This is a genomic window from Prescottella defluvii, assembly GCF_000738775.1.
GTDB classification, from domain to species: Bacteria; Actinomycetota; Actinomycetes; order Mycobacteriales; family Mycobacteriaceae; genus Prescottella; species Prescottella defluvii.
The window spans coordinates 1-17,307 of sequence record NZ_JPOC01000046.1; the positions used below are offsets into that span (position 1 = coordinate 1).

Annotated in this window: 18 protein-coding genes and 2 pseudogenes; 11 read left to right on the forward strand and 9 right to left on the reverse strand. The window is 70.4% G+C overall.

What is annotated here, in order from left to right; genetic code table 11:
* From IJ15_RS26455 to IJ15_RS0116930, 3 genes and pseudogenes are all read left to right on the forward strand, one after another.
* A pseudogene (locus tag IJ15_RS26455) lies at positions 1–336 on the forward strand (tocopherol cyclase family protein); the annotation flags it as partial.
* A gap of 45 nt (positions 337–381) precedes the next feature.
* Entirely contained in the window at positions 382–1,686 is a 1,305-nt protein-coding gene (locus tag IJ15_RS0116925) for a lipase family protein (protein WP_031939530.1), read from the forward strand.
* Complete coding sequence (locus IJ15_RS0116930) at positions 1,683–2,936, forward strand: hypothetical protein (RefSeq protein WP_031939531.1); 1,254 nt, start codon at positions 1,683–1,685, stop codon at positions 2,934–2,936. Before IJ15_RS0116925 ends, IJ15_RS0116930 begins: the two co-directional genes overlap by 4 nt.
* A gap of 25 nt (positions 2,937–2,961) precedes the next feature.
* Here IJ15_RS0116930 and IJ15_RS0116935 read toward each other — a convergent pair whose 3' ends face one another.
* Positions 2,962–4,263: an ROK family protein gene (locus IJ15_RS0116935; RefSeq protein ID WP_051919056.1), complete on the reverse strand. Its 1,302-nt coding sequence runs from the start codon at positions 4,261–4,263 to the stop codon at positions 2,962–2,964.
* Between the two features lie 321 nt (positions 4,264–4,584).
* Here IJ15_RS0116935 and IJ15_RS0116940 point away from each other — a divergent pair, with 321 nt between their 5' ends.
* Together IJ15_RS0116940 and IJ15_RS0116945 are read left to right on the forward strand one after the other, a co-directional pair.
* A complete protein-coding gene (locus IJ15_RS0116940; protein WP_031939533.1) occupies positions 4,585–5,334 on the forward strand; it encodes an SDR family NAD(P)-dependent oxidoreductase in 750 nt (249 codons plus the stop codon).
* A gap of 9 nt (positions 5,335–5,343) precedes the next feature.
* Positions 5,344–6,396, forward strand: coding sequence for a DUF2804 domain-containing protein (locus IJ15_RS0116945; RefSeq protein ID WP_031939534.1), 1,053 nt, complete (start codon positions 5,344–5,346; stop codon positions 6,394–6,396).
* Positions 6,397–6,411: 15 nt separating this feature from the next.
* On the opposite strand, the gene IJ15_RS0116950 is transcribed toward IJ15_RS0116945, so the two are convergent.
* From IJ15_RS0116950 to IJ15_RS0116975, 6 genes are all read right to left on the reverse strand, one after another.
* Positions 6,412–7,239: a WXG100-like domain-containing protein gene (locus tag IJ15_RS0116950; protein ID WP_051919061.1), complete on the reverse strand. Its 828-nt coding sequence runs from the start codon at positions 7,237–7,239 to the stop codon at positions 6,412–6,414.
* Positions 7,239–7,553 (reverse strand): WXG100 family type VII secretion target, encoded by a 315-nt coding sequence (locus IJ15_RS0116955; protein ID WP_231569566.1) that lies wholly within the window; start codon positions 7,551–7,553, stop codon positions 7,239–7,241. Before IJ15_RS0116955 ends, IJ15_RS0116950 begins: the two co-directional genes overlap by 1 nt.
* Positions 7,546–8,043, reverse strand: a complete 498-nt coding sequence (locus tag IJ15_RS0116960) for a YbaB/EbfC family nucleoid-associated protein (RefSeq protein WP_231569567.1) — start codon at positions 8,041–8,043, stop codon at positions 7,546–7,548. The genes IJ15_RS0116955 and IJ15_RS0116960 overlap by 8 nt, the downstream gene beginning before the upstream one ends.
* Positions 8,044–8,190: 147 nt before the next feature.
* Complete coding sequence (locus IJ15_RS0116965) at positions 8,191–9,033, reverse strand: ESX secretion-associated protein EspG (RefSeq protein ID WP_231569568.1); 843 nt, start codon at positions 9,031–9,033, stop codon at positions 8,191–8,193.
* A gap of 109 nt (positions 9,034–9,142) precedes the next feature.
* Positions 9,143–10,324, reverse strand: a complete 1,182-nt coding sequence (locus tag IJ15_RS0116970) for a L,D-transpeptidase (RefSeq protein WP_031939539.1) — start codon at positions 10,322–10,324, stop codon at positions 9,143–9,145.
* Positions 10,325–10,376: 52 nt separating this feature from the next.
* Positions 10,377–11,471 (reverse strand): UDP-N-acetylmuramate dehydrogenase, encoded by a 1,095-nt coding sequence (locus IJ15_RS0116975; protein WP_081880787.1) that lies wholly within the window; start codon positions 11,469–11,471, stop codon positions 10,377–10,379.
* 23 nt (positions 11,472–11,494) lie between these two features.
* On the opposite strand from IJ15_RS0116975, the gene IJ15_RS0116980 reads away from it, so the two are divergent.
* From IJ15_RS0116980 to IJ15_RS0116990, 3 genes are read left to right on the forward strand one after another with little or no spacing between them, the layout of a single operon-like run.
* Complete coding sequence (locus IJ15_RS0116980) at positions 11,495–11,998, forward strand: DUF2505 domain-containing protein (RefSeq protein WP_031939541.1); 504 nt, start codon at positions 11,495–11,497, stop codon at positions 11,996–11,998.
* A gap of 45 nt (positions 11,999–12,043) precedes the next feature.
* Positions 12,044–12,544: a DUF2505 domain-containing protein gene (locus IJ15_RS0116985; protein ID WP_031939542.1), complete on the forward strand. Its 501-nt coding sequence runs from the start codon at positions 12,044–12,046 to the stop codon at positions 12,542–12,544.
* A gap of 5 nt (positions 12,545–12,549) precedes the next feature.
* Complete coding sequence (locus IJ15_RS0116990; protein ID WP_031939543.1) at positions 12,550–13,329, forward strand: class I SAM-dependent methyltransferase; 780 nt, start codon at positions 12,550–12,552, stop codon at positions 13,327–13,329.
* 8 nt (positions 13,330–13,337) lie between these two features.
* Here IJ15_RS0116990 and IJ15_RS0116995 read toward each other — a convergent pair whose 3' ends face one another.
* Positions 13,338–13,949: a type IV toxin-antitoxin system AbiEi family antitoxin domain-containing protein gene (locus IJ15_RS0116995; RefSeq protein ID WP_031939544.1), complete on the reverse strand. Its 612-nt coding sequence runs from the start codon at positions 13,947–13,949 to the stop codon at positions 13,338–13,340.
* A gap of 141 nt (positions 13,950–14,090) precedes the next feature.
* Between IJ15_RS0116995 and IJ15_RS0117000 the strand changes: the two genes are divergently transcribed.
* Positions 14,091–14,834: an LmeA family phospholipid-binding protein gene (locus tag IJ15_RS0117000; protein ID WP_031939545.1), complete on the forward strand. Its 744-nt coding sequence runs from the start codon at positions 14,091–14,093 to the stop codon at positions 14,832–14,834.
* A 7-nt stretch (positions 14,835–14,841) separates the two neighbouring features.
* Here IJ15_RS0117000 and deoC read toward each other — a convergent pair whose 3' ends face one another.
* Positions 14,842–15,522 carry a deoxyribose-phosphate aldolase gene (deoC, locus tag IJ15_RS0117005; RefSeq protein ID WP_031939546.1) on the reverse strand — a complete coding sequence of 227 codons (681 nt, stop codon included), beginning with the start codon at positions 15,520–15,522 and terminating at the stop codon, positions 14,842–14,844.
* 37 nt (positions 15,523–15,559) lie between these two features.
* On the opposite strand from deoC, the pseudogene IJ15_RS24890 reads away from it, so the two are divergent.
* Together IJ15_RS24890 and purU are read left to right on the forward strand one after the other, a co-directional pair.
* Positions 15,560–16,402: pseudogene (locus IJ15_RS24890) on the forward strand (class I SAM-dependent methyltransferase).
* Between the two features lie 17 nt (positions 16,403–16,419).
* Complete coding sequence (gene purU / locus IJ15_RS0117015; protein ID WP_031939547.1) at positions 16,420–17,307, forward strand: formyltetrahydrofolate deformylase; 888 nt, start codon at positions 16,420–16,422, stop codon at positions 17,305–17,307.

Here is a 17,307-nt window from a genome sequence, read left to right on the forward strand (position 1 = left end):
GGCACCCTCGTGTGGCTCGGCAACCCGCTGACGTCCCCCATCCGCGCGCGGGTCGGGGACGGGACGTGGCACCTGAGCGGCGGCAACCGACGCTGGTCCGTCGAGATCGAGGGACGCGCTCCGCCCGACGCCTCGCACATCCTGCCGGTGCCGCTGCCGGCGCGGCGTCGCAACATTCCCGGCGCATTGGAGCACCTCGCGGGGAATCTGTCCGTAACGTTGCGTCACAACAAGCGTTGTGTGTGGTCGGGTGAATCCCGTCTGGCGGGCCTCGAGCACGGTGGGATCGCCCGGGCACAGGCGGAATCACGGCGTCGGGGGTCGCCGCAGCAGTAGCGGGCACAACGGGAACGAACGACATATTGGGGGGGATCTCGAGCAATGCTTCGAACATCTTTACTCGCGACGGTGGCCGCCGTCGCCCTGGTCGCCGGTGCGCCGCCGGCCACGGCCGCGCCGACCCCGGTCGGCCTCGACGAGATATTCAGCCCGTTCGTCATCAGCACGTTCACCGACGGCAGGATCGCCCCGCCCGATCAGTGGCGGCCACGTCATCCCGTGTCCGACCCCTGGTACCAGGCCCCACCGGTCGGCGACGCACCCGCGGGCACACTCCTCAAGGCCCGCCCGGCGACGGTGCAGGTGTACGGCGTGCAACCGGCCCACGTCCGCGGCTACCAGTTGATGTACGTCACCACCGACTTCGATGGCAGCCGCATCGTGAACACCGGCATGCTGATGATCCCGGACGACGGCACCCCGCCGCAGGACCGCAAGCTCATCGGCTACTCCGAGGCCAACGACAGCCTCGGCCCGGGCTGCATGCCCAGCACCCAGTGGACCGGCGGCGACCAGGACGATCCGGCGTTGTTCTCCGCGCTCGGGCCCGTCGCGCAGATGTTCGGCAACGGCTGGGCCGTGATGATGAGCGACACCGCCAACGACGGCGACCCGGCGCCCAACGGATTCTCGATCGGTCAGTTCTCCGGTGCCGCCACGCTCGACGGCCTACGGGCCGCGCTCGCGCTGCCCGACGCCGACTTCGCCCCCGACACCCCGATCGGCATCTACGGCATCGCCGGCGGTGGCGTGGCGGCAGCCTTCGCGGCCGAGAAGCAGGCGTCGTACGCGCCCGAACTCGACGTCGTCGGCACCGTGCTGCAGGCGATGGTGGTCGACAGCGCGACATTCGAGCGCAAGGCCGACGGCGGCATCGGCGCGGGCTTCGTGTTCGCGAACTCGCTGGGCTACGCGGCCCGCTACCCCGAGATCGATCTCGACGCGGAGCTGACTCCCCTCGGCCGGCAGATCGCCGACGTCTTCAACCGCACGTGCCAGCAGACGTACCTGCTCACGCCGTTCCTGCCGCTGTCCGCGCTCTACACCCGCGGACTCCCGGCCGACAACCCGGCCTTCGCCCGCGCGTACGCCGAGAACCGGTTGGGGCAGCAGGCCCCGCAGGCGCCGGTGCTGATGACGTCGTGCCGCGACGACTTCCTGGTCCCCTACTCGGACGTCGAGCAACTCGTCGCGGCGTACCGCGCCGGCGGCACCGAGGTGACGGTCGACCCGAGCGTGTGCGGTGTCTCGGATGTCCTGGCGAACCCGTGGCGGGTCGGCACCGAGATGCTGGGCATGCAGAACGTCGACTGGTTCGTCGGCCGGTTCGCGGAGGCGGGGCGATGAGGAAGCTGATCACCGGCGTCGTGGTCGCCGCGCTGATGTTCGCGCCGACGGCGACCGCGACTGCGGACACCGGACCGGACCCGCAGCTCGACCTCTACCTCGACGCCCCGCTGTCCAACGAGAACGCCGAGTCCAACGGCGGCGTCGAGCCGTCGTTCTCCACGAATCCGGACGAGCTGGGCGCACTGCTCGACCACGCACGGGCACGCGGCGTCGCGCCGACGCGGTACAGGGCGCTGCTGCAACAGTTCTGGCTGGCGACGGCCACCCGGAAGGCGGGGCTGGACCTGAACGACTGGGATCCGGCCCGGGGTCTCGCGGCGAACGAGCACAACCTCGCCGACACGTTCCGCTACTACGAGCGCCTGCAGCTCGAGAATCCGAACTTCCTGTGGACCGGGCAGGGCGGCATGGCCGGACCGTCGTTCGCGGCCGGGATCATGGACGTCGACCTCGGCCGGGTCGTGCTCGACGTCCGCGGCGCGCGGGACGCCGTCGCCGCGATCGTGGGCACACTCGACGACGCCGCCGCACCCGCGACGGCGAACCTGCCGGCCGACCTGCGGGCGGTGCTCGAGGTGGGCGCGGTCGTCACCGCCGACGACATCGCACACTTCCAGACGCAGGTCATCGCGATGAGCAAGCACATCTTCATGGACCTTATCCCCCAGCACGAGGCGTTCCTGGCCGGTGGCATGACCGCGATCGACGAGTACCACGCCGCCGGACTGATCGACGAGAACGCCTACCGCGCATGGCAGAACCTGGCTACCGGCGAGCCGGACAAGGTGGCGGCAGGCAATCGGGACCTGCTCTACCGCGAGCAGTACCAGTCCATCGGCGAGCAGTGGGACACCGCCCGCAACTACAAGGGTGCGGTGGGCCGCGCCCTCACCTATCTGAGTACCGTCGCCGCCGACCCGGCGATCCCGGGCGTGATCCCGCCGCGGGAGGCGTCCCCGCTGGTACTCACCGCGGGTGACGTCTCCGGCGCCGCCACCGCCGGACCGCAGTGGCGGCTGCAGACGCCACTGCCGGCCTTCAACTGGTCCGACCGCGACGCCCGCTGGGTGTACATCACCGAGCAGATGCTGCCGAAGTACCAGTCCCTCAAGGACACCCGGCCCGACCTGTGGCGGGCCACCCTCACCACCCCCATGGAACAGCAGATCCAGGACCAGCGGGCGCTGTCCCGACTACCGCAGATGCTGACGTCGATGGCACGGACCACGCAGGCACAGTTCTACTGACCGGTCGACGGCCGTGCAGATCGGATCAGATCTGCACGGTCGCCTTCCGCATGGCCACCAAGGGATTCGCGTACAGCGAGCTGAGCGAGACGACACCGGCCGCGTGTTCCTGGACCCGATTGCCGAATCCGGTGATCCGCACGTCCGACCCGCCGGCCCGGGTGGCGCGCGCCAGCGCCCGGGAGACCTGCGGCACGGCCTCGGGGTAGTCGGTGAACGCCTGCCCGCCGAGGATCACCCGGTCCGGATTGAACAGGTCGCGCAGCATCGCGACCGCCCCGCCGAGAGTCCGCGCCCTCTCGTCCAGGATCTCCTGCGCCCGAACCGAACCCGCACGTGCGGAGCGATACAGTGCGGCGATCGGGGGCAGCGTGTCGCCGTCGGGCAGGACACCGGCACGGCGGGCCGCGAGCAGCACCCCACGATCACCGACGGCGGCCTCGAGGCAGCCGGTGGCCCCGCATCCGCACTGCACCTCCGAGGCGGTCGGCAGGTGGGCGATCGATCCGGAACCCGCACTCGGCGTGTGCACCTTGCCGTCGAGAGTCATTGCCAAACCGACAGTTTCACGTGCGTAGAAGTACAGCCCGCTGCTCTTCCCCCCGGCCGTGCTGTCGGCGCGCTGCGGCGTCAACAGCAGTTCGGACGCGGCCATCGCCTCGACGTGGGCCGCGACCGAGACCGGCAGCCCGAACCCGGCCCCCACCACGTCACCGACCCGCGCGTCGGTCCAGCCGAGACGCGGGTGGTCGACGATGCCGGTCTCCGGGTCCACTCGACCGCCGAGCGCCACCCCCACCCAGAGCGGCCGACGCCGGTGCCAACGGGCCGCGAAACTACGTGCGCTGCCGGTGATGGTGGCGAGCGCTGCGCCCGACGGCCCTCGCGGCGTGGGGATCTCGACGGCACCGAGGATCCGGCCCCGCAGGTCGGAGGCGATCACGCTGGTGGCGACGGCGCCGATGTGGATGCCGACGGTGAGGTAGGACTCGTGGTCCACCTCGAAGGGGATGCGCGGGCGGCCGACGGCACCGGCCGCGGCGAGATCGGGTCGCTCGCGCAGGAGGCCCACCGACAGCATCGCCGAGACGTGCCGATTCACTGTCGCGATGCTCGAACCCGTTGCGCGCGTGGCCTCGTCACGGGACAGTGGTCCACCGGCGGCGGCGACGCGGAACACCGCAGCGGCAGGGCCGTCGGCGATTCCGAGGGTGGGTGCCACGATTCGCGGGCGGGCGATGGGGCCGGACGCCCCGGGACGTGAGGCGATGGTGGTGCGGGCGGTCACAGGTCTCGTTCGGGTGGCGTGAGGCGCTGCGGTGAGCATCGGTCTGTCCTTGCCCCGTCCCGGAGGGGACGGCTGTCGACGCGGTCGGGTGACGCGCTGCGACGGGGATCGGGTCCCACCGGAGGGGCGGGCGATCAGCACGAACGTAGGGTGCCGGCAGCGCGGAATCAGCTGAGGGAAGCGCGGCAGGGACAACAGAGTTCCCGAGCCAGCGGCAGCCGGGACCCCAGCGCGGCGGTCACGTAGGTGACCCGCGGTGCGGAGGAGATACCGGACGACATGCGATCAAGCTAGCATCCGCGCCCGCACACCCCCAGCCCATCCCCGGCTCCGGGCCCGTGTCGGCACTACGATCGAGCCATGAGCCTGTCACCGGACACCCGCGTCGCCGTCGTCACCGGAGCGAGCTCCGGCATCGGGGAAGCCACCGCCCGCACCCTCGCCGAACAGGGATTTCACGTCGTCCTCGGCGCCCGCCGCCTGGACCGCCTCGAGACCATCGCCACCGAGATCGGCGGCACCGCGCTCGAGTTAGACGTCACCGACGAGGATTCCGTCGACGCGTTCTGCGCGGTGCTCCCGCGAGTCGACCTACTCGTCAACAACGCGGGCGGCGCGAAGGGCCTCGCCCCGGTTCTCGAGGCGGATCTCGACGACTGGCGCTGGATGTGGGAGACCAACGTCCTCGGGACGCTGCGGATCACGAAGGCACTGCTGCCCAAGCTGATCGAGTCCGGCGACGGCCTGATCGTCACGATCACGTCGGTGGCCGCGTTCACCGCGTACGACAACGGGTCGGGCTACACGTCGGCCAAGCACGCGCAGGCGGTTCTGCACCGCACCCTGCGCGGCGAATTGCTGGGCAAGCCGGTACGACTGACCGAGATCGCCCCGGGCGCGGTGGAGACCGAATTCTCCCTCGTCCGGTTCGACGGCGACACCGAGCGCGCCGCGAAGGTGTACGAGGGCATCACCCCACTGGTGGCGGAGGACGTCGCCGAGATCGTCGGGTTCGTCGCGTCGCGCCCGCCGCACGTGAATCTGGACCAGATCATCGTCAAGCCACGCGACCAGGCCGATACGGGACGATTCCACCGCACCACCAGCTAATCTCGCGGCATGCAGCACCGATTGCAGCCGGGCCCGCTCCTCGACGCGCGCGGGCGCCTCGCCGAGGCCGGATGGTCCGATGCCGAGATCCGCCGCTACGACCGTTCGGCGGTCGCGGCCCCGTCGTGGCGGATCAAGGAGTGGGACTACTACTGCGTCCTCACCCCCGACCACGGGCTGGCACTGACGGTCGCCGACAACGGCTACATGGGTCTGCTGGGCGTGTCCTGGCTCGATTTCTGCAATCGACGCGAGCACACCGAGAACGTCATGCTGCCGTTTCCGATGGGGCGGATGGGCCTGCCGGCGAGCGCCGACGCCGGCGATGTCGTGGTGGACCGCAGGAAGATGCGGATCGCGTTCCGTCACGTCGACGGTGGCCGGGTCCTGAGCATCGACCACCCGGGTTTCGACGGCGGCCGCGGCCTGCACGGCGAACTACACCTGGCACAGACGCCGGCGGCGAACTCGGGTCACTCCGCAGGCTCCGCTCCTGCCCGGATGGTGATCGCGACGCCGTTCCCGAAGGCGTACAAGGCCTTCTACTACAACCAGAAGATCAACTGCCTGGCCGCCACCGGTGAGATCGCGGTCGGGGCGGAGACTTTCGGCTTCGACCCGGATACCGCCTTCGGCGTCTTCGACTGGGGTCGGGGCGTGTGGACCTACGACAACACGTGGTACTGGGGCTCGGCGTCGGGTGTGGTGGACGGCCGGTCGTTCGGCTTCAACATCGGGTACGGGTTCGGTGACACGTCCGGGGCGAGCGAGAACATGGCGTTCGTGGACGGTGTCGCGCACAAGCTGGACCGGGTGACCTTCCACCTGCCCGAGGGCACCTACGACGGCGCCCCCTGGAAGTTCAGCAGCAACGACGGAGGGTTCGAGATGACGTTCGAGCCGATCATCGACCGGGCCGCGTCGACGGACCTGAAGGTGCTGCGCTCGATCCAGCATCAGGTGTTCGGCCGGTTCACCGGGCACGTGGCGCTCGACGACGGCAGCCGGGTCGAGGTCACGGACCTCCTCGGGTTCGCCGAGGAGGTCCGCAACCGCTGGTGAACCGGCGGCGCCGCGCTAGTTCATGTTCAACGAGCTTGCGCGGACAGGTGGTTCGGCCGGTGGCTGCTGACCGAGCGAGGCCTTGGCGTCCTCCCCGATGTGGGCACCGATCATGCCGGCCGCCATCTCCTGGGTCTCCGAGACCAGCTTGCGCTCGGCCGCGTTCGCGATCCCGTCGACGAGCGCATCGTTGACCTGCGAGCCTCCGAGCGGACTGGACACCATCGTCGAGACGACGGTCCCGAACACGTCCTTGCCGAGCGCGGCCGTGTCGAACCCGTCGCGGTTGCCCTCCGAGATCTGCCACAGCTGGATCATGCTCGAGATTCCACCGTCCCGGAGCACCGCGACCGCGACGTCACGGCCGAGCTTCTCGAGGAGTTCCCGCAGGATCAGCCGCACGGTGACCTGCGTGGCCAACTGGGCCGCCGGGATGGCCGTCGTGCTCGCCCCGAGTGTCCCGGCCGCAGCCGCGAGGAGCGCCGCGATCTCCGCCGCGAGCAGTATCAGCGCGGAGATGATCGACAGTTTCGCGTGTTCGACGTCCGCCGCGGTGCTCTCGCACGAGTCGGCGAGCTGCCGGCACGCGGACGCGATGTCCTCGACCGAGGCCCCGACCTCCTGCCATCGTCCGGCGACGGCGTCGTTCACGTCGCCGACCAGGGCGTCCAATGCGGGCTGGATGGACCGCGCGCCGTCGGCACCGACGCGGTCGAGGCTGACGGCGGCAAGTTCCCACGCGTCCGACAGCCGACGCAGGGACGTCTCGTCGGCCTCCGGCCAGTCCTGCCCGACCGCGACCGACGCGAGGGTGCGTAGCGAACCGGGGATCTCGATGCCCATCAGCTGCCCCCGCCCAACGCGCCCGCGAATCCGCTGTCGGTGTTCTCGAACACCTGCGCGGTGTCCCGCAGTCCACCGGCGATGCCCGCGAACACCTCGACGAGGTGCTGCAGCGCGGATCGGGCACCGTCGGCGCCCGGCACGTACGTGGACGCGAATGCGGTTCCGGGGGCGTCCGTCCCCCAGCTCGTGCCCTCCCCGTCGAGGACCCCGCCGAGGTCGCTCAGCGCATCGGAGAGCCGGTCGGCGAGGAGGTCGAAGTGGGGTGCGGCGCCGCGCAACTGGTCGGCATCGACCCGCATCCGGTCAGCCACGGTGCGCCTCCCGCAGGATCGGCGCGCGCCAGTCGTGCAGGTCGTCGTCCGGGACGGGCACGGCCGGATCCGCAGCGGCAGTGGCGGCGGTGGCTGCGGTGGTAGCGGCGGCGAACTCGGTCGCCACCGTCGGCAACAGGTTCCGGAGGCTCGGCGCCCCGGCCACCAGGTCGGACAGGTCCGGAAGACCCGCTGCCGCACCGGTGACCGGCGCCATCAGTTCGGCGATCCGTGCGCGCACCTCCGCGGTGGCGGCGCGGGCCGTGGCGGCGACGACCTCGGCGAGCCGTGCGGGCGTCGTCCGCGTGAACGTCGACGGATCGAGGTCCACCGCCACCACCGACCCGGACGAGTCGACGGTCACCCGGACCAGTCCGTCGGGCGACTGCACCTGCGCGGTGGTCTGCGCGAGAGCCCCCTGCGCTGCCGCGAGTGCCTCCGTCTGCCGGTCCAACCCCTCGAGCAGGGCATCGACCTGCCCCTGCAACACGGCGTTGCTGCTTCTCGTGCGTTCCCGTGCGGTGTCTCGGTTGTCTACCCGAATACCGTTGTCGGTCATTGCTTCCCTCCCGGTGTTCCCCTTCGCTGTGTGTAGACGCGGACGCGGGGGAATCGGTTCCATCGGACCGGAAAGTCGTCAGCGCACGGGCACGCCGGTGCGGATCGCGTCCACCAGACGCTGGATCTCCCCCGCCAGGTCCGTGGTGGCGGCCGGCGCGACGACGACGTCGTCGGATTCGCGCATCGTGTAGCGGCCGTCGCCGTCGAAATCGAGCCAGTGCAGCCCGATGCCGTCGGTGGTGGGTCGACTGTCGTACGCGACGCCCCCGAACGCGGTGACCTCCCCGATCCCGGTGCGCGGGCGCCGCAGCAGCGCCAGCGCCTCGTCCCGAACGCGTCCGGCGCCCGCGGAGACGAGGAGCGGCCCGGCGGAGACGTCGAGGTCGCGGCGCCGGAAACGCAGCGCACCGCGGGATCCGGCCGGGGCCGCGGGCAACGCGGCCGCGACGGCCTGCGGGATCTGCGCGGGCGACACCCCGCGGATCAGGACGTCGCCGCCGGTGTCGGCGTCGACTCCGGGGAGTTGGATCGCCAGTGTCGCTCCGCTGCTGTGCAGTCCGGCGTGCATGCGGATCCGGGTGGCGAGCCCGACGCCGGCGAACCCGACCACCTCGAGCCGGATGTCGGGTTCGGCGAGCACCGTCAGGTGGTGATGGAGACGCTCGGTGACCCGCGGCGCCCAGTGCTGTGCGGCGGCGCGGCGCTGCCGATCGAGGTCGTCCTGGTCGTCCGCGGCGGGCCGGAAGCACAGCGGATACGGCAGCCGGTCCCGCCCCAACTCTCGCCACAGCACCTGGAACTCCAGACCGGTGCACCGCCACCTCGCATCGCGCCCCGCCGGACCACCGGCAGATTCGCCGAACCCCACCCCGTCACCCCTCCCCGAGTGCACGGCGCCGCCACCGACGGCGGCGCCCACAGACAATAGACGCGCCGGCGCCCGGGACGGTTCCATCCGGCCCCAGCACCCATTCCTGCTCGCTGCGGGCGGGTATCCGCGAAAGTCGCCGAGGAATGGGCGCTCAGGCTCACAGCGCCGACATCGACAGCCAGGTGGGCCAGTCGATCGCCCAGTCGTAGACGTCGCCGTCCGCGGCCGAGAGGTCGATGCGGGTACCGGTGACCTCCACCGGATCGCCGTACATCGCGATGCCGAAGTACTCCTCGGCGTCCGACAGCGACAGGTTGATGCACCCGTTAGTCACGTTCGAGGCGCCCTGCACCCCGACGGTCGCGGGGTTGGCGTGGATGAACTCACCGTTGTTGGAGATCCGCACCGCCCAGCGTTCGCGGACGTTCTCGTAGTACGGCGGGTTCGACATCAGGAAGTCCTCGTGCTTCTCGGTGACGACGTGGACGCCGCTGCGGGTGACGTTGCGGTCCTCGTTGCCCTCGCCGTAGCTGACGGGAATGTCCATGACCGTGACGCCGTCGCGGACCACCTGCATGCGGTGGCTCGGGGCGTTCGCCTTGACGATCTGGCTGCGGCCGATCGTGAAGTTCAGTGAGACGTCGCTCGCCCCGTACGCGCCGCCGCCGAAGTCGACGCCGTACAGATCGGCGACGACGTTCACGGTGGTGCCGGGCGCCCAGTAGTTCTCCGGACGCCAGTGCGCCCGCGCGCCACGATCGTCGGGCAGCCACGCCCACGCGCCGGGTGTCGGCGGGTTCGTGGTCACCTTCAGGGACTTCTCGACCGCGGCCTTGTCGGCGATGGGTCCGTCGAACTGGAGGATGATCGGGGCCCCGATGCCGACGACCTGACCGTCCCCGATGTTGGTGCGCACCGACGTCGTCGTGTCCGGGTCCACCGTCGTGAACGATCCGGCGACCGGCACGGACTTGCCGTCCGGCCCGGTCGCGGTGCCCGCCCACGTGTAGGTGCCGCCGTAGCCGAGCGGTTCGGTGACCGTGTACGACCGTCCGTCGGGGCTCGGCGTGCCCTGCACCACCGTGCCGGTGGCGCTGGTGAGCGTGACGCCCTGCAGCGTGCCGCCGTCGGCCCGGATCGAGATCGGCTCGACGGGGTTGACGTTCGTCGCACCGGCCGCCGGCGTCTGGATCACCTCCACCACCGGGTCGGCCGCAGCCGTACCGTCCGCGGCGCCACCCGTGGCGATGGTGCAACCCGCGAGCAGCATCATCCCCAGCAGGGCGGCGATCACCGCCGACAGACGCGTCCGAACTGACCGAATCCCCTGTTCATGCACGAAAACAACGGTACTCGCCGTGCGACAGTGGCTTTCGTCACTCGGACATCGATCAGATGACGACTCCCACTGTCACGGGCTCCGGTTCGAGACGCACCCCGAACGCGGCCTCGACACCGTCCCGGACAGTTCGGGCCAGGTCGACGAGGTCGCCCGTGGCGGCCTCCCCACGGTTCGTCAACGCCAGGGTGTGCTTGGTGGACAGGCGGACCCGCGCATCCTCGCCGGGGTAGCCCTTCCCGAACCCGGCCCGCTCGATGAGCCACCCCGCGGACAGCTTGGTTCCGGCCTCCCCGGGGAACTGCGGGATCCGCACGTCCGCACCGACCTTCGCCCGAATGGCGTCGATCACCGTGAGCAGGCTCGCATCCGGGACCACCGGATTGGTGAAGAACGACCCGGCGCTCCACGTGTCGTGGTCGTCGGCGTCGAGCACCATGCCCTTGCCGCGACGCAGGCCGAGGACCACGTCGCGCACCTCGGCGGTGGGTCGCCGCTCGCCCTCCTCGGCTCCGAGGGCGGACGCCAGTTCCCGGTAGGCCAGCGGCGCGCTCGAGCCGTCGGGCCGGACGGTCATCTCGACGGCCAGGACCAGCGCGTCGTCGCGGTGCTTGAGGATGCTGGTGCGGTAGCCGAGACCGAGCTCCGACGGCTCCACCCAGCGCACGTCGCCGGTGGTGCGGTCGAGCAGTTGCACCCGGCGCAGCAGGGAACCCACCTCGACGCCGTACGCACCGACGTTCTGCACGGGTGTCGCGCCGGTCGAGCCGGGGATCCCGGACAGGCACTCGAGCCCGCCCAGTCCGGCGGCGACGGTCTTGGCGACGACGTCGTCCCACACCGCACCGGCCTGCGCGAGCACCGTGTCCTCACCGAGCTCGACACCGGCGTCGGCGACGCGGACCACGACGCCGTCGAACCCGTCGTCGGAGATCACCAGATTGGACCCACCGCCGAGGACGAGGGTCGGCACCCGGGCGTCGTCGAGTACACGGACGACGTCGACGAGGGTCCGGGTCGACGGGCATTCGGCGAGTACCGCGGCGGGGCCGCCGAGCCGCAGGGTGGTCAGGGTCGACAGCGGCACCTGCTCGGACAGCTGGGCGCCGGCGGCGACGAGGCGCCCCCGGATGAGTGGATCCAACACGTGCAAACGGTAGCGTGCCGTCCATGGCCCGACACATCGAGCATTCCGCGCAATACCCCCAGCCCGTCGCGACGGTGCACGCCGCACTCACCGACGAGGGCTACTGGCAGGCCCGCCTGCGGGAGGTCGGTGGACCCGGCGCGACGCTCGACGAGATCACCGTCGGCGACGGCACCATCGACGTGGCGATGACGCAGTCGGTGCCCGCCGAGCACCTGCCGGCCGTCGTCACCAAGATCCGGCCCGGTGACCTGATCATCACCCGCACCGAATCGTGGGGTGCGCTACAGGGCGATCGTGCGGTGGGCACGTTCTCCGCGCAGGTCGAGGGTGCGCCGGGCGAGCTGCGCGGCACCATGACGCTGACCTCCGACGGCACCGGATCGCTGCTGGTCATGGACGGTGAGGTCGAGGTCAAGATGCCGCTGATCGGCGGCAAGATCGAGTCGGTCATCGCCGGTCAGGTCCTGGAACTGCTCGACGCCGAGGAGGACTTCACCGGGCAGTGGACGTCCGCGGCCCGGTAGTCGCTTTCCCCTACGGACCGGGCATCAGCCGGTAATCTGCCGGTCATGGCCCGTCGCATCGACTACTCCGCCAGGTTCGACCATCCGGCCGAACGGGTGTACGCCGCACTGAGCAGCCCGGACTACTGGGAGGCGCGGATGGTGGAGATGCGCAAGTACAGCGAGAATCACGTCGAGAGCCTCGAGGTGCACGACGGGGGCATCGACCTGGTGCTGCACCACGTGCTGCCGCGCAAGGACCTGCCGGATATCGCGCAGACCGTGCTGAAGAAGGATCTGATCATCACCCGCAAGGAGCGGTACACCCCGTTCGGGGAGCCGGTGACCGGCACGTACGAGGCGTCGATTCCGGCAGGTCCGGGCAGCCTCACCGGAACCATCGAACTGTTCGGCACCGACACCGGCTGCACGCTGCGCACGTCGTCGGAGGCGAAGGTGTTCCTCCCGTTCGTCGGCGGCAAACTCGAACAGCTCATGCTGATCAACCTGGTCGACCTGTTCCGCACGGAGGCCGAGGTCACGGCGTCCTGGCTCGCCCAGCAGTAACCGGCGTGCGCGAAGGAAAACCCGTCGGCGTCATCACCCGCGGCACCACAGGCATCAATCGGCTGCGCCGCAGCGACCGCTGGCTCGTTCACAGCCCGGTCGTCACACGGATGCTGCGCGACGCCCCCGACCCGCTGGTCGTCGACCTCGGCTACGGCGCCATGCCGGTCACCACATTGGAGATGGCGGCCCGGCTGCGGACCGTCCGCCCCGACGTCCGCGTCGTCGGACTCGAGATCGACCCGGACCGGGTGGTCGAGGGCCGGGACGGCGTGACCTTCGCGCGCGGCGGCTTCGAACTCGCCGGCCTGCGGCCCACCCTGATCCGCGCGTTCAACGTGCTGCGGCAGTACCCCGAGGACGCCGTCGACGAGGCGTGGGGCCGGTTGCGCAGCGGCCTCGCGCCGGGTGGCCTCATCGTCGACGGCACCTGCGACGAACTCGGCCGGCGCTGCGCGTGGGTGCTACTCGACCGCGACGGCCCCCGCTCACTGACGCTCGCCTGGGATCCGTTCGGCGTGGACCGGCCCAGCGACATCGCCGAGCGTCTGCCCAAGGCCTTGATCCACCGCAACGTCGCCGGCGAACGCATCCACGAAATGCTCGTCACGGCCGACCGGGCCTGGGCGACGGCCGCCGGGCTGGCGCCGTTCGGGCCCCGTATCCGGTGGCGGGAAACCCTGCACCTGCTCTCCGACCTCGGCGTGCCGGTCACGCCGCAGCGGCGGCGGATCCGGGACTGCGTTCTCACCGTGCCGTGGAGTTACGTCGCGCCGTCCGGGTGACGAGGGCTCTACCGGCACGACCCCAGTGCGTGTTCGATCCGCTCGGCGACCTGTATGGGCTGGCCGTCGCATTCGGCCCGGAGGCGTTCGGGGTCGATACGGCCGATCGCGACGCCGTCGCTGACGACCTCGTCGTACAGGTCCTGGGCGATGCCGCCGGCCGCGAGGTCCAGTGCCGTGCACAGGGGCGTGGTGATGCCGAAGGTCCCGGTCTGTTCGCAGTCCTCGGGTCGCAGTTTCCGGCGGTGCAGCGCGAGGCGGCGGGTGGGTGCGGGCGCCGAGCCGATGGTCGACAGGTGCACGAAGCTGGGATGCAGGTGACCGAGGCCGTGGAGTTCGGCGGCGCTCTGGTGCGAGACCACCGCCGCGCCCTCGAACCATGCGCACCACTTGGCGTATTCCTCGAGGTCGGTGCGCGGAAATGAGGCGAGCCGGAACAGATCCCGTTCGATCCGCAACCAGGACCCCTCGGCCAGGCGGCCGCCGATATCCTCGGCAGTGCAACCAAGACGCAGCGCCTGCCCGGTCGTGAAATACCCCGCTTGCCGGAGCGCAAGGCGACGCAGATCCTCACCCGCCTCGGAGGTGGGTTCGCGCCGCGGATCTGTCCAGCCCGCCATGTGGCAACAGTACTGCGCCGGTGTGCAGCAGATCACAGTTTTGGCGATAGCCGGTGTCCATACCGAGCCCCCATTCACAGAAACCGTTCAGAGTCTTCGGGGAGAATCCCTGTCATGTCGGCACCAGTGAACGCACCCCAGATGCCCACGGCCCCGAAGCGCCCGCGGCGCAAGGCGGTCCTGATCTCGCTGTTCGTGGTTGCGGCGCTCGTCGTCGCCCTCGTCGGCGGTGAGCTGTTCCTCCGTCAGCGCGCGACCAGTTGCATGGAGTCTCAGTTCCAGAGCCAGCTCGGTTCCGAGGTGGACGTGAGCCTCAGCTGGAAGCCGGTGCTGTGGCAGATGGTGGGCAAGAACGTTCCGTACGTGAAGATCGACAGCTCCGGCTCGTCGTTCGGCCCCGCCCAGGGCATGCAGGTGCATGCGCGCGCCAACGACATCAAGATCACCGACTCGCCCGACAGCAGCGGCACGATCGGCAGTTCGTCCGCGGATGTCACGTGGTCCACCGACGGGATTCTCGCGACCGTGCAGTCGCAGTCGCTGGGCAATCTGGTCAGCTCGGTGACCCCGGATTCGACTGCGGGGACGCTGAAGTTCGCCGTCGGGCCGGCGGGACTGGCGGACCTGACGGTGCGCCCGACGGTGCAGAACGGTGAGGTGGTCGTCGAGACGGTGGGCGCGGAGATCCTCGGCCTGGGCCTGCCCACCGCGCTCGTGGACGGGATCGTGCAGACCCTGACCGACAGCCTGCAGCAGTATCCGCTGGGCATGGCCCCGACGTCGCTGACCGTCACCGACACCGCCGTCGATCTGAACCTCGAGGGCGGTCAGTACGTGATGCCGCCGCAGGACCCCAACGCGCAGAGCAGTTGCAGCCTGCTCTGACGCCCGGTCAGGTCTGGTCCGGCAGCCCGTCGAGCACGACGCGGGTGCCGGACAGTCCCAGTCGGGTGGCGCCGGCCCCGATCATGGCCAGCGCCGCCTCGGCGGTGCGGATACCTCCGCTGGCCTTGACGCCCAGCCGGCCTCCGACCGTCTCGGCCATCAGGCGCACCGCCCGGGCGCTCGCTCCGCCCGCGGGGTGGAATCCGGTGGACGTCTTGACGAAGTCCGCACCGGCCAGTTCCGCGGCCCGGCAGGATTCCACGATCGCGTCGTCCGACAGTGCCGCCGACTCGATGATCACCTTCAGTACGGGTCCCGGACCGATCGCCTCACGAACGGCGAGGATGTCGGCGTGCACCGCGTTGTACTCGGCGGCGACGGCGGCCCCGATGTCGATCACCATGTCGATCTCCGCGGCGCCCTGGTCCACCGCGAGGCGTGCCTCGGCGCCCTTGACGAGCGAATGATGTTTGCCCGACGGGAATCCGACGACGGTCGCAACCACCGGCCCACCGGTGTCCTCGCCGGGCAGCGGCAGCATCGACGGCGACACGCACACCGCGTACACGCCCAGTTCGCGGGCCTCCGCGACCAGCGCCCGGACATCGGCGTCGGAGGCTTCGGGTTTGAGCAGGGTGTGGTCGACCAGGGCGGCGACTCGGGACCGGCTGAGCGCGATGTCGGACATGCCTCGAAGCTTGGCACAGCTCGTTAGCATCGGTCGTATGGCAGGGACGTACGCCGAGGAGATCGCCGCGACGTTTGACGCGGCCGCCGCCGACTTCGATCGGGTCGCGCCGGACGTGTGGGATCCCGCCGGCCGCGCGCTCGCGTTCGCGGCCGGGCTGCGACCGGGTGACGCGGTGCTCGACGTGGGTAGCGGCACGGGTGCCTCTGCACTGCCGGCGGCCCTCGCCGTCGGCCCGACCGGTCTGGTCCATGCGATCGACCTGTCCGACGAGATGCTCGAGCGGGGCCGGGTGAAGGCGTCGGACCGGGCCCTGCTCAACATCGAGTTCGTGTGTGCCGACGCCACCGCATGGGAGCCGCCGAGCACCGTCCCCGACGCCGGCTAAGACACCCTCCTCAGCTCGTACGCGGTGTTCTTCCTGCCCGAGATGGATCAGGCGTTCGCGCGGCTGTGTCGACTGGTGCGCCCCGGGGGCACCGTCGGTGTCACGGCCTGGCAGGACACGGCCCTGCGCGAGTACGCGACGACGTTCCTCGACGCGCTGGGACCGCACCTACCGGAACCGCTGCCCGATCTCGCCGCCGAGATGGAACCGGCGCAGCGGATCGACAGCGCCGACAAGCTGGGCGCATGGCTCGGCGACGCGGGCACCGAGGCCGTCGAGGTGCGCACCCTGTCGAACCTGATCCCGGCGACCGAGGAGTTCTGTTGGAACTTCGTGCTGGGCAGCGGGTTACGCGCAACCCTGTCCGGGCTCGCACCGGAGCTCGTGGACCGGGTGCGCGGCGACTTCATGAGCCTGATCACCGACCGCGGACTGCACACCGTGGACGCCACGACGCTGGTCGGCACGGCGAGGGTCGTCGGATTTCCGTGACCTGAGAGACTGGGCCCATGAGTTCAGCTGCCTCGACCGACGACCGTCGTTACGTCCTGTCTCTGGGTTGCCCCGACCGCACCGGCATCGTGGCCCGCATCTCCGCGTTCCTCGCCGAGATCGGCGGCTGGATCGTCGAGGCCGCGTACCACGCGGATGCCGACACCGGTTGGTTCTTCACCCGGCAGGCGGTGCGGGCGTCGTCGATCAGCCTGAGCCTCGAGGAGATGCGGGAGAAGTTCGCGGCCGTCGCCGCCGAACTGGGTCCCGAGACGGAGTGGACGCTCACCGACACCGGCGAGCGCAAGCGCGTCGTGCTGCTGGTCAGCAAGGAGGGCCACTGCCTGCACGACATCCTCGGCCGGGTCGCGGCGGGCGAACTGCAGTGCGAGATCGCCGCGGTGATCGGCAACCACCCGGATCTCGAGCGCGTCACCAAGCGTCACGGCGTCGACTTCCACTACGTGTCGTTCCCGAAGGATCCCGCCGAGCGCGGGCCGGCGTTCGAGCAGGTCCGCAAGCTGGTCGACGTGCACGACCCGCACGCGGTGGTGCTGGCCCGGTTCATGCAGGTGCTGCCGGCCGAACTGTGTGAACACTGGGCCGGACGCGCGATCAACATCCATCACAGCTTCCTGCCGTCGTTCGTCGGTGCCCGCCCGTACCACCAGGCGTTCACGCGTGGCGTGAAGCTGATCGGCGCCACGTGCCACTACGTGACGGCCGAACTCGACGCCGGCCCCATCATCGAGCAGGACGTCATCCGCGTCGATCACACCGACGAGGTGTCGGACATGGTCCGCCAGGGGCGTGACATAGAGAAGCTGGTTCTCGCCCGCGGCCTGCGGTGGCACCTGGAGGACCGCGTCCAGGTGCACGGCCGCAAGACGGTCGTCTTCAGCTGA

Bases quoted from the DNA above. Each gene is read 5' to 3' on its own strand.
- IJ15_RS0116940 (WP_031939533.1), top strand. From the start codon at position 4,585: ATGAGCCTGTCACCGGACACCCGCGTCGCCGTCGTCACCGGAGCGAGC.
- IJ15_RS0116925 (WP_031939530.1), top strand. From the start codon at position 382: ATGCTTCGAACATCTTTACTCGCGACGGTGGCCGCCGTCGCCCTGGTC.
- deoC (WP_031939546.1), bottom strand. From the start codon at position 15,522: ATGTCCGACATCGCGCTCAGCCGGTCCCGAGTCGCCGCCCTGGTCGAC.
- purU (WP_031939547.1), top strand. From the start codon at position 16,420: ATGAGTTCAGCTGCCTCGACCGACGACCGTCGTTACGTCCTGTCTCTG.
- IJ15_RS0117000 (WP_031939545.1), top strand. From the start codon at position 14,091: ATGCCCACGGCCCCGAAGCGCCCGCGGCGCAAGGCGGTCCTGATCTCG.
- IJ15_RS0116930 (WP_031939531.1), top strand. From the start codon at position 1,683: ATGAGGAAGCTGATCACCGGCGTCGTGGTCGCCGCGCTGATGTTCGCG.
- IJ15_RS0116950 (WP_051919061.1), bottom strand. From the start codon at position 7,239: ATGGGCATCGAGATCCCCGGTTCGCTACGCACCCTCGCGTCGGTCGCG.
- IJ15_RS0116980 (WP_031939541.1), top strand. From the start codon at position 11,495: ATGGCCCGACACATCGAGCATTCCGCGCAATACCCCCAGCCCGTCGCG.
- IJ15_RS0116985 (WP_031939542.1), top strand. From the start codon at position 12,044: ATGGCCCGTCGCATCGACTACTCCGCCAGGTTCGACCATCCGGCCGAA.
- IJ15_RS0116945 (WP_031939534.1), top strand. From the start codon at position 5,344: ATGCAGCACCGATTGCAGCCGGGCCCGCTCCTCGACGCGCGCGGGCGC.
- IJ15_RS0116995 (WP_031939544.1), bottom strand. From the start codon at position 13,949: ATGGCGGGCTGGACAGATCCGCGGCGCGAACCCACCTCCGAGGCGGGT.
- IJ15_RS0116935 (WP_051919056.1), bottom strand. From the start codon at position 4,263: ATGCTCACCGCAGCGCCTCACGCCACCCGAACGAGACCTGTGACCGCC.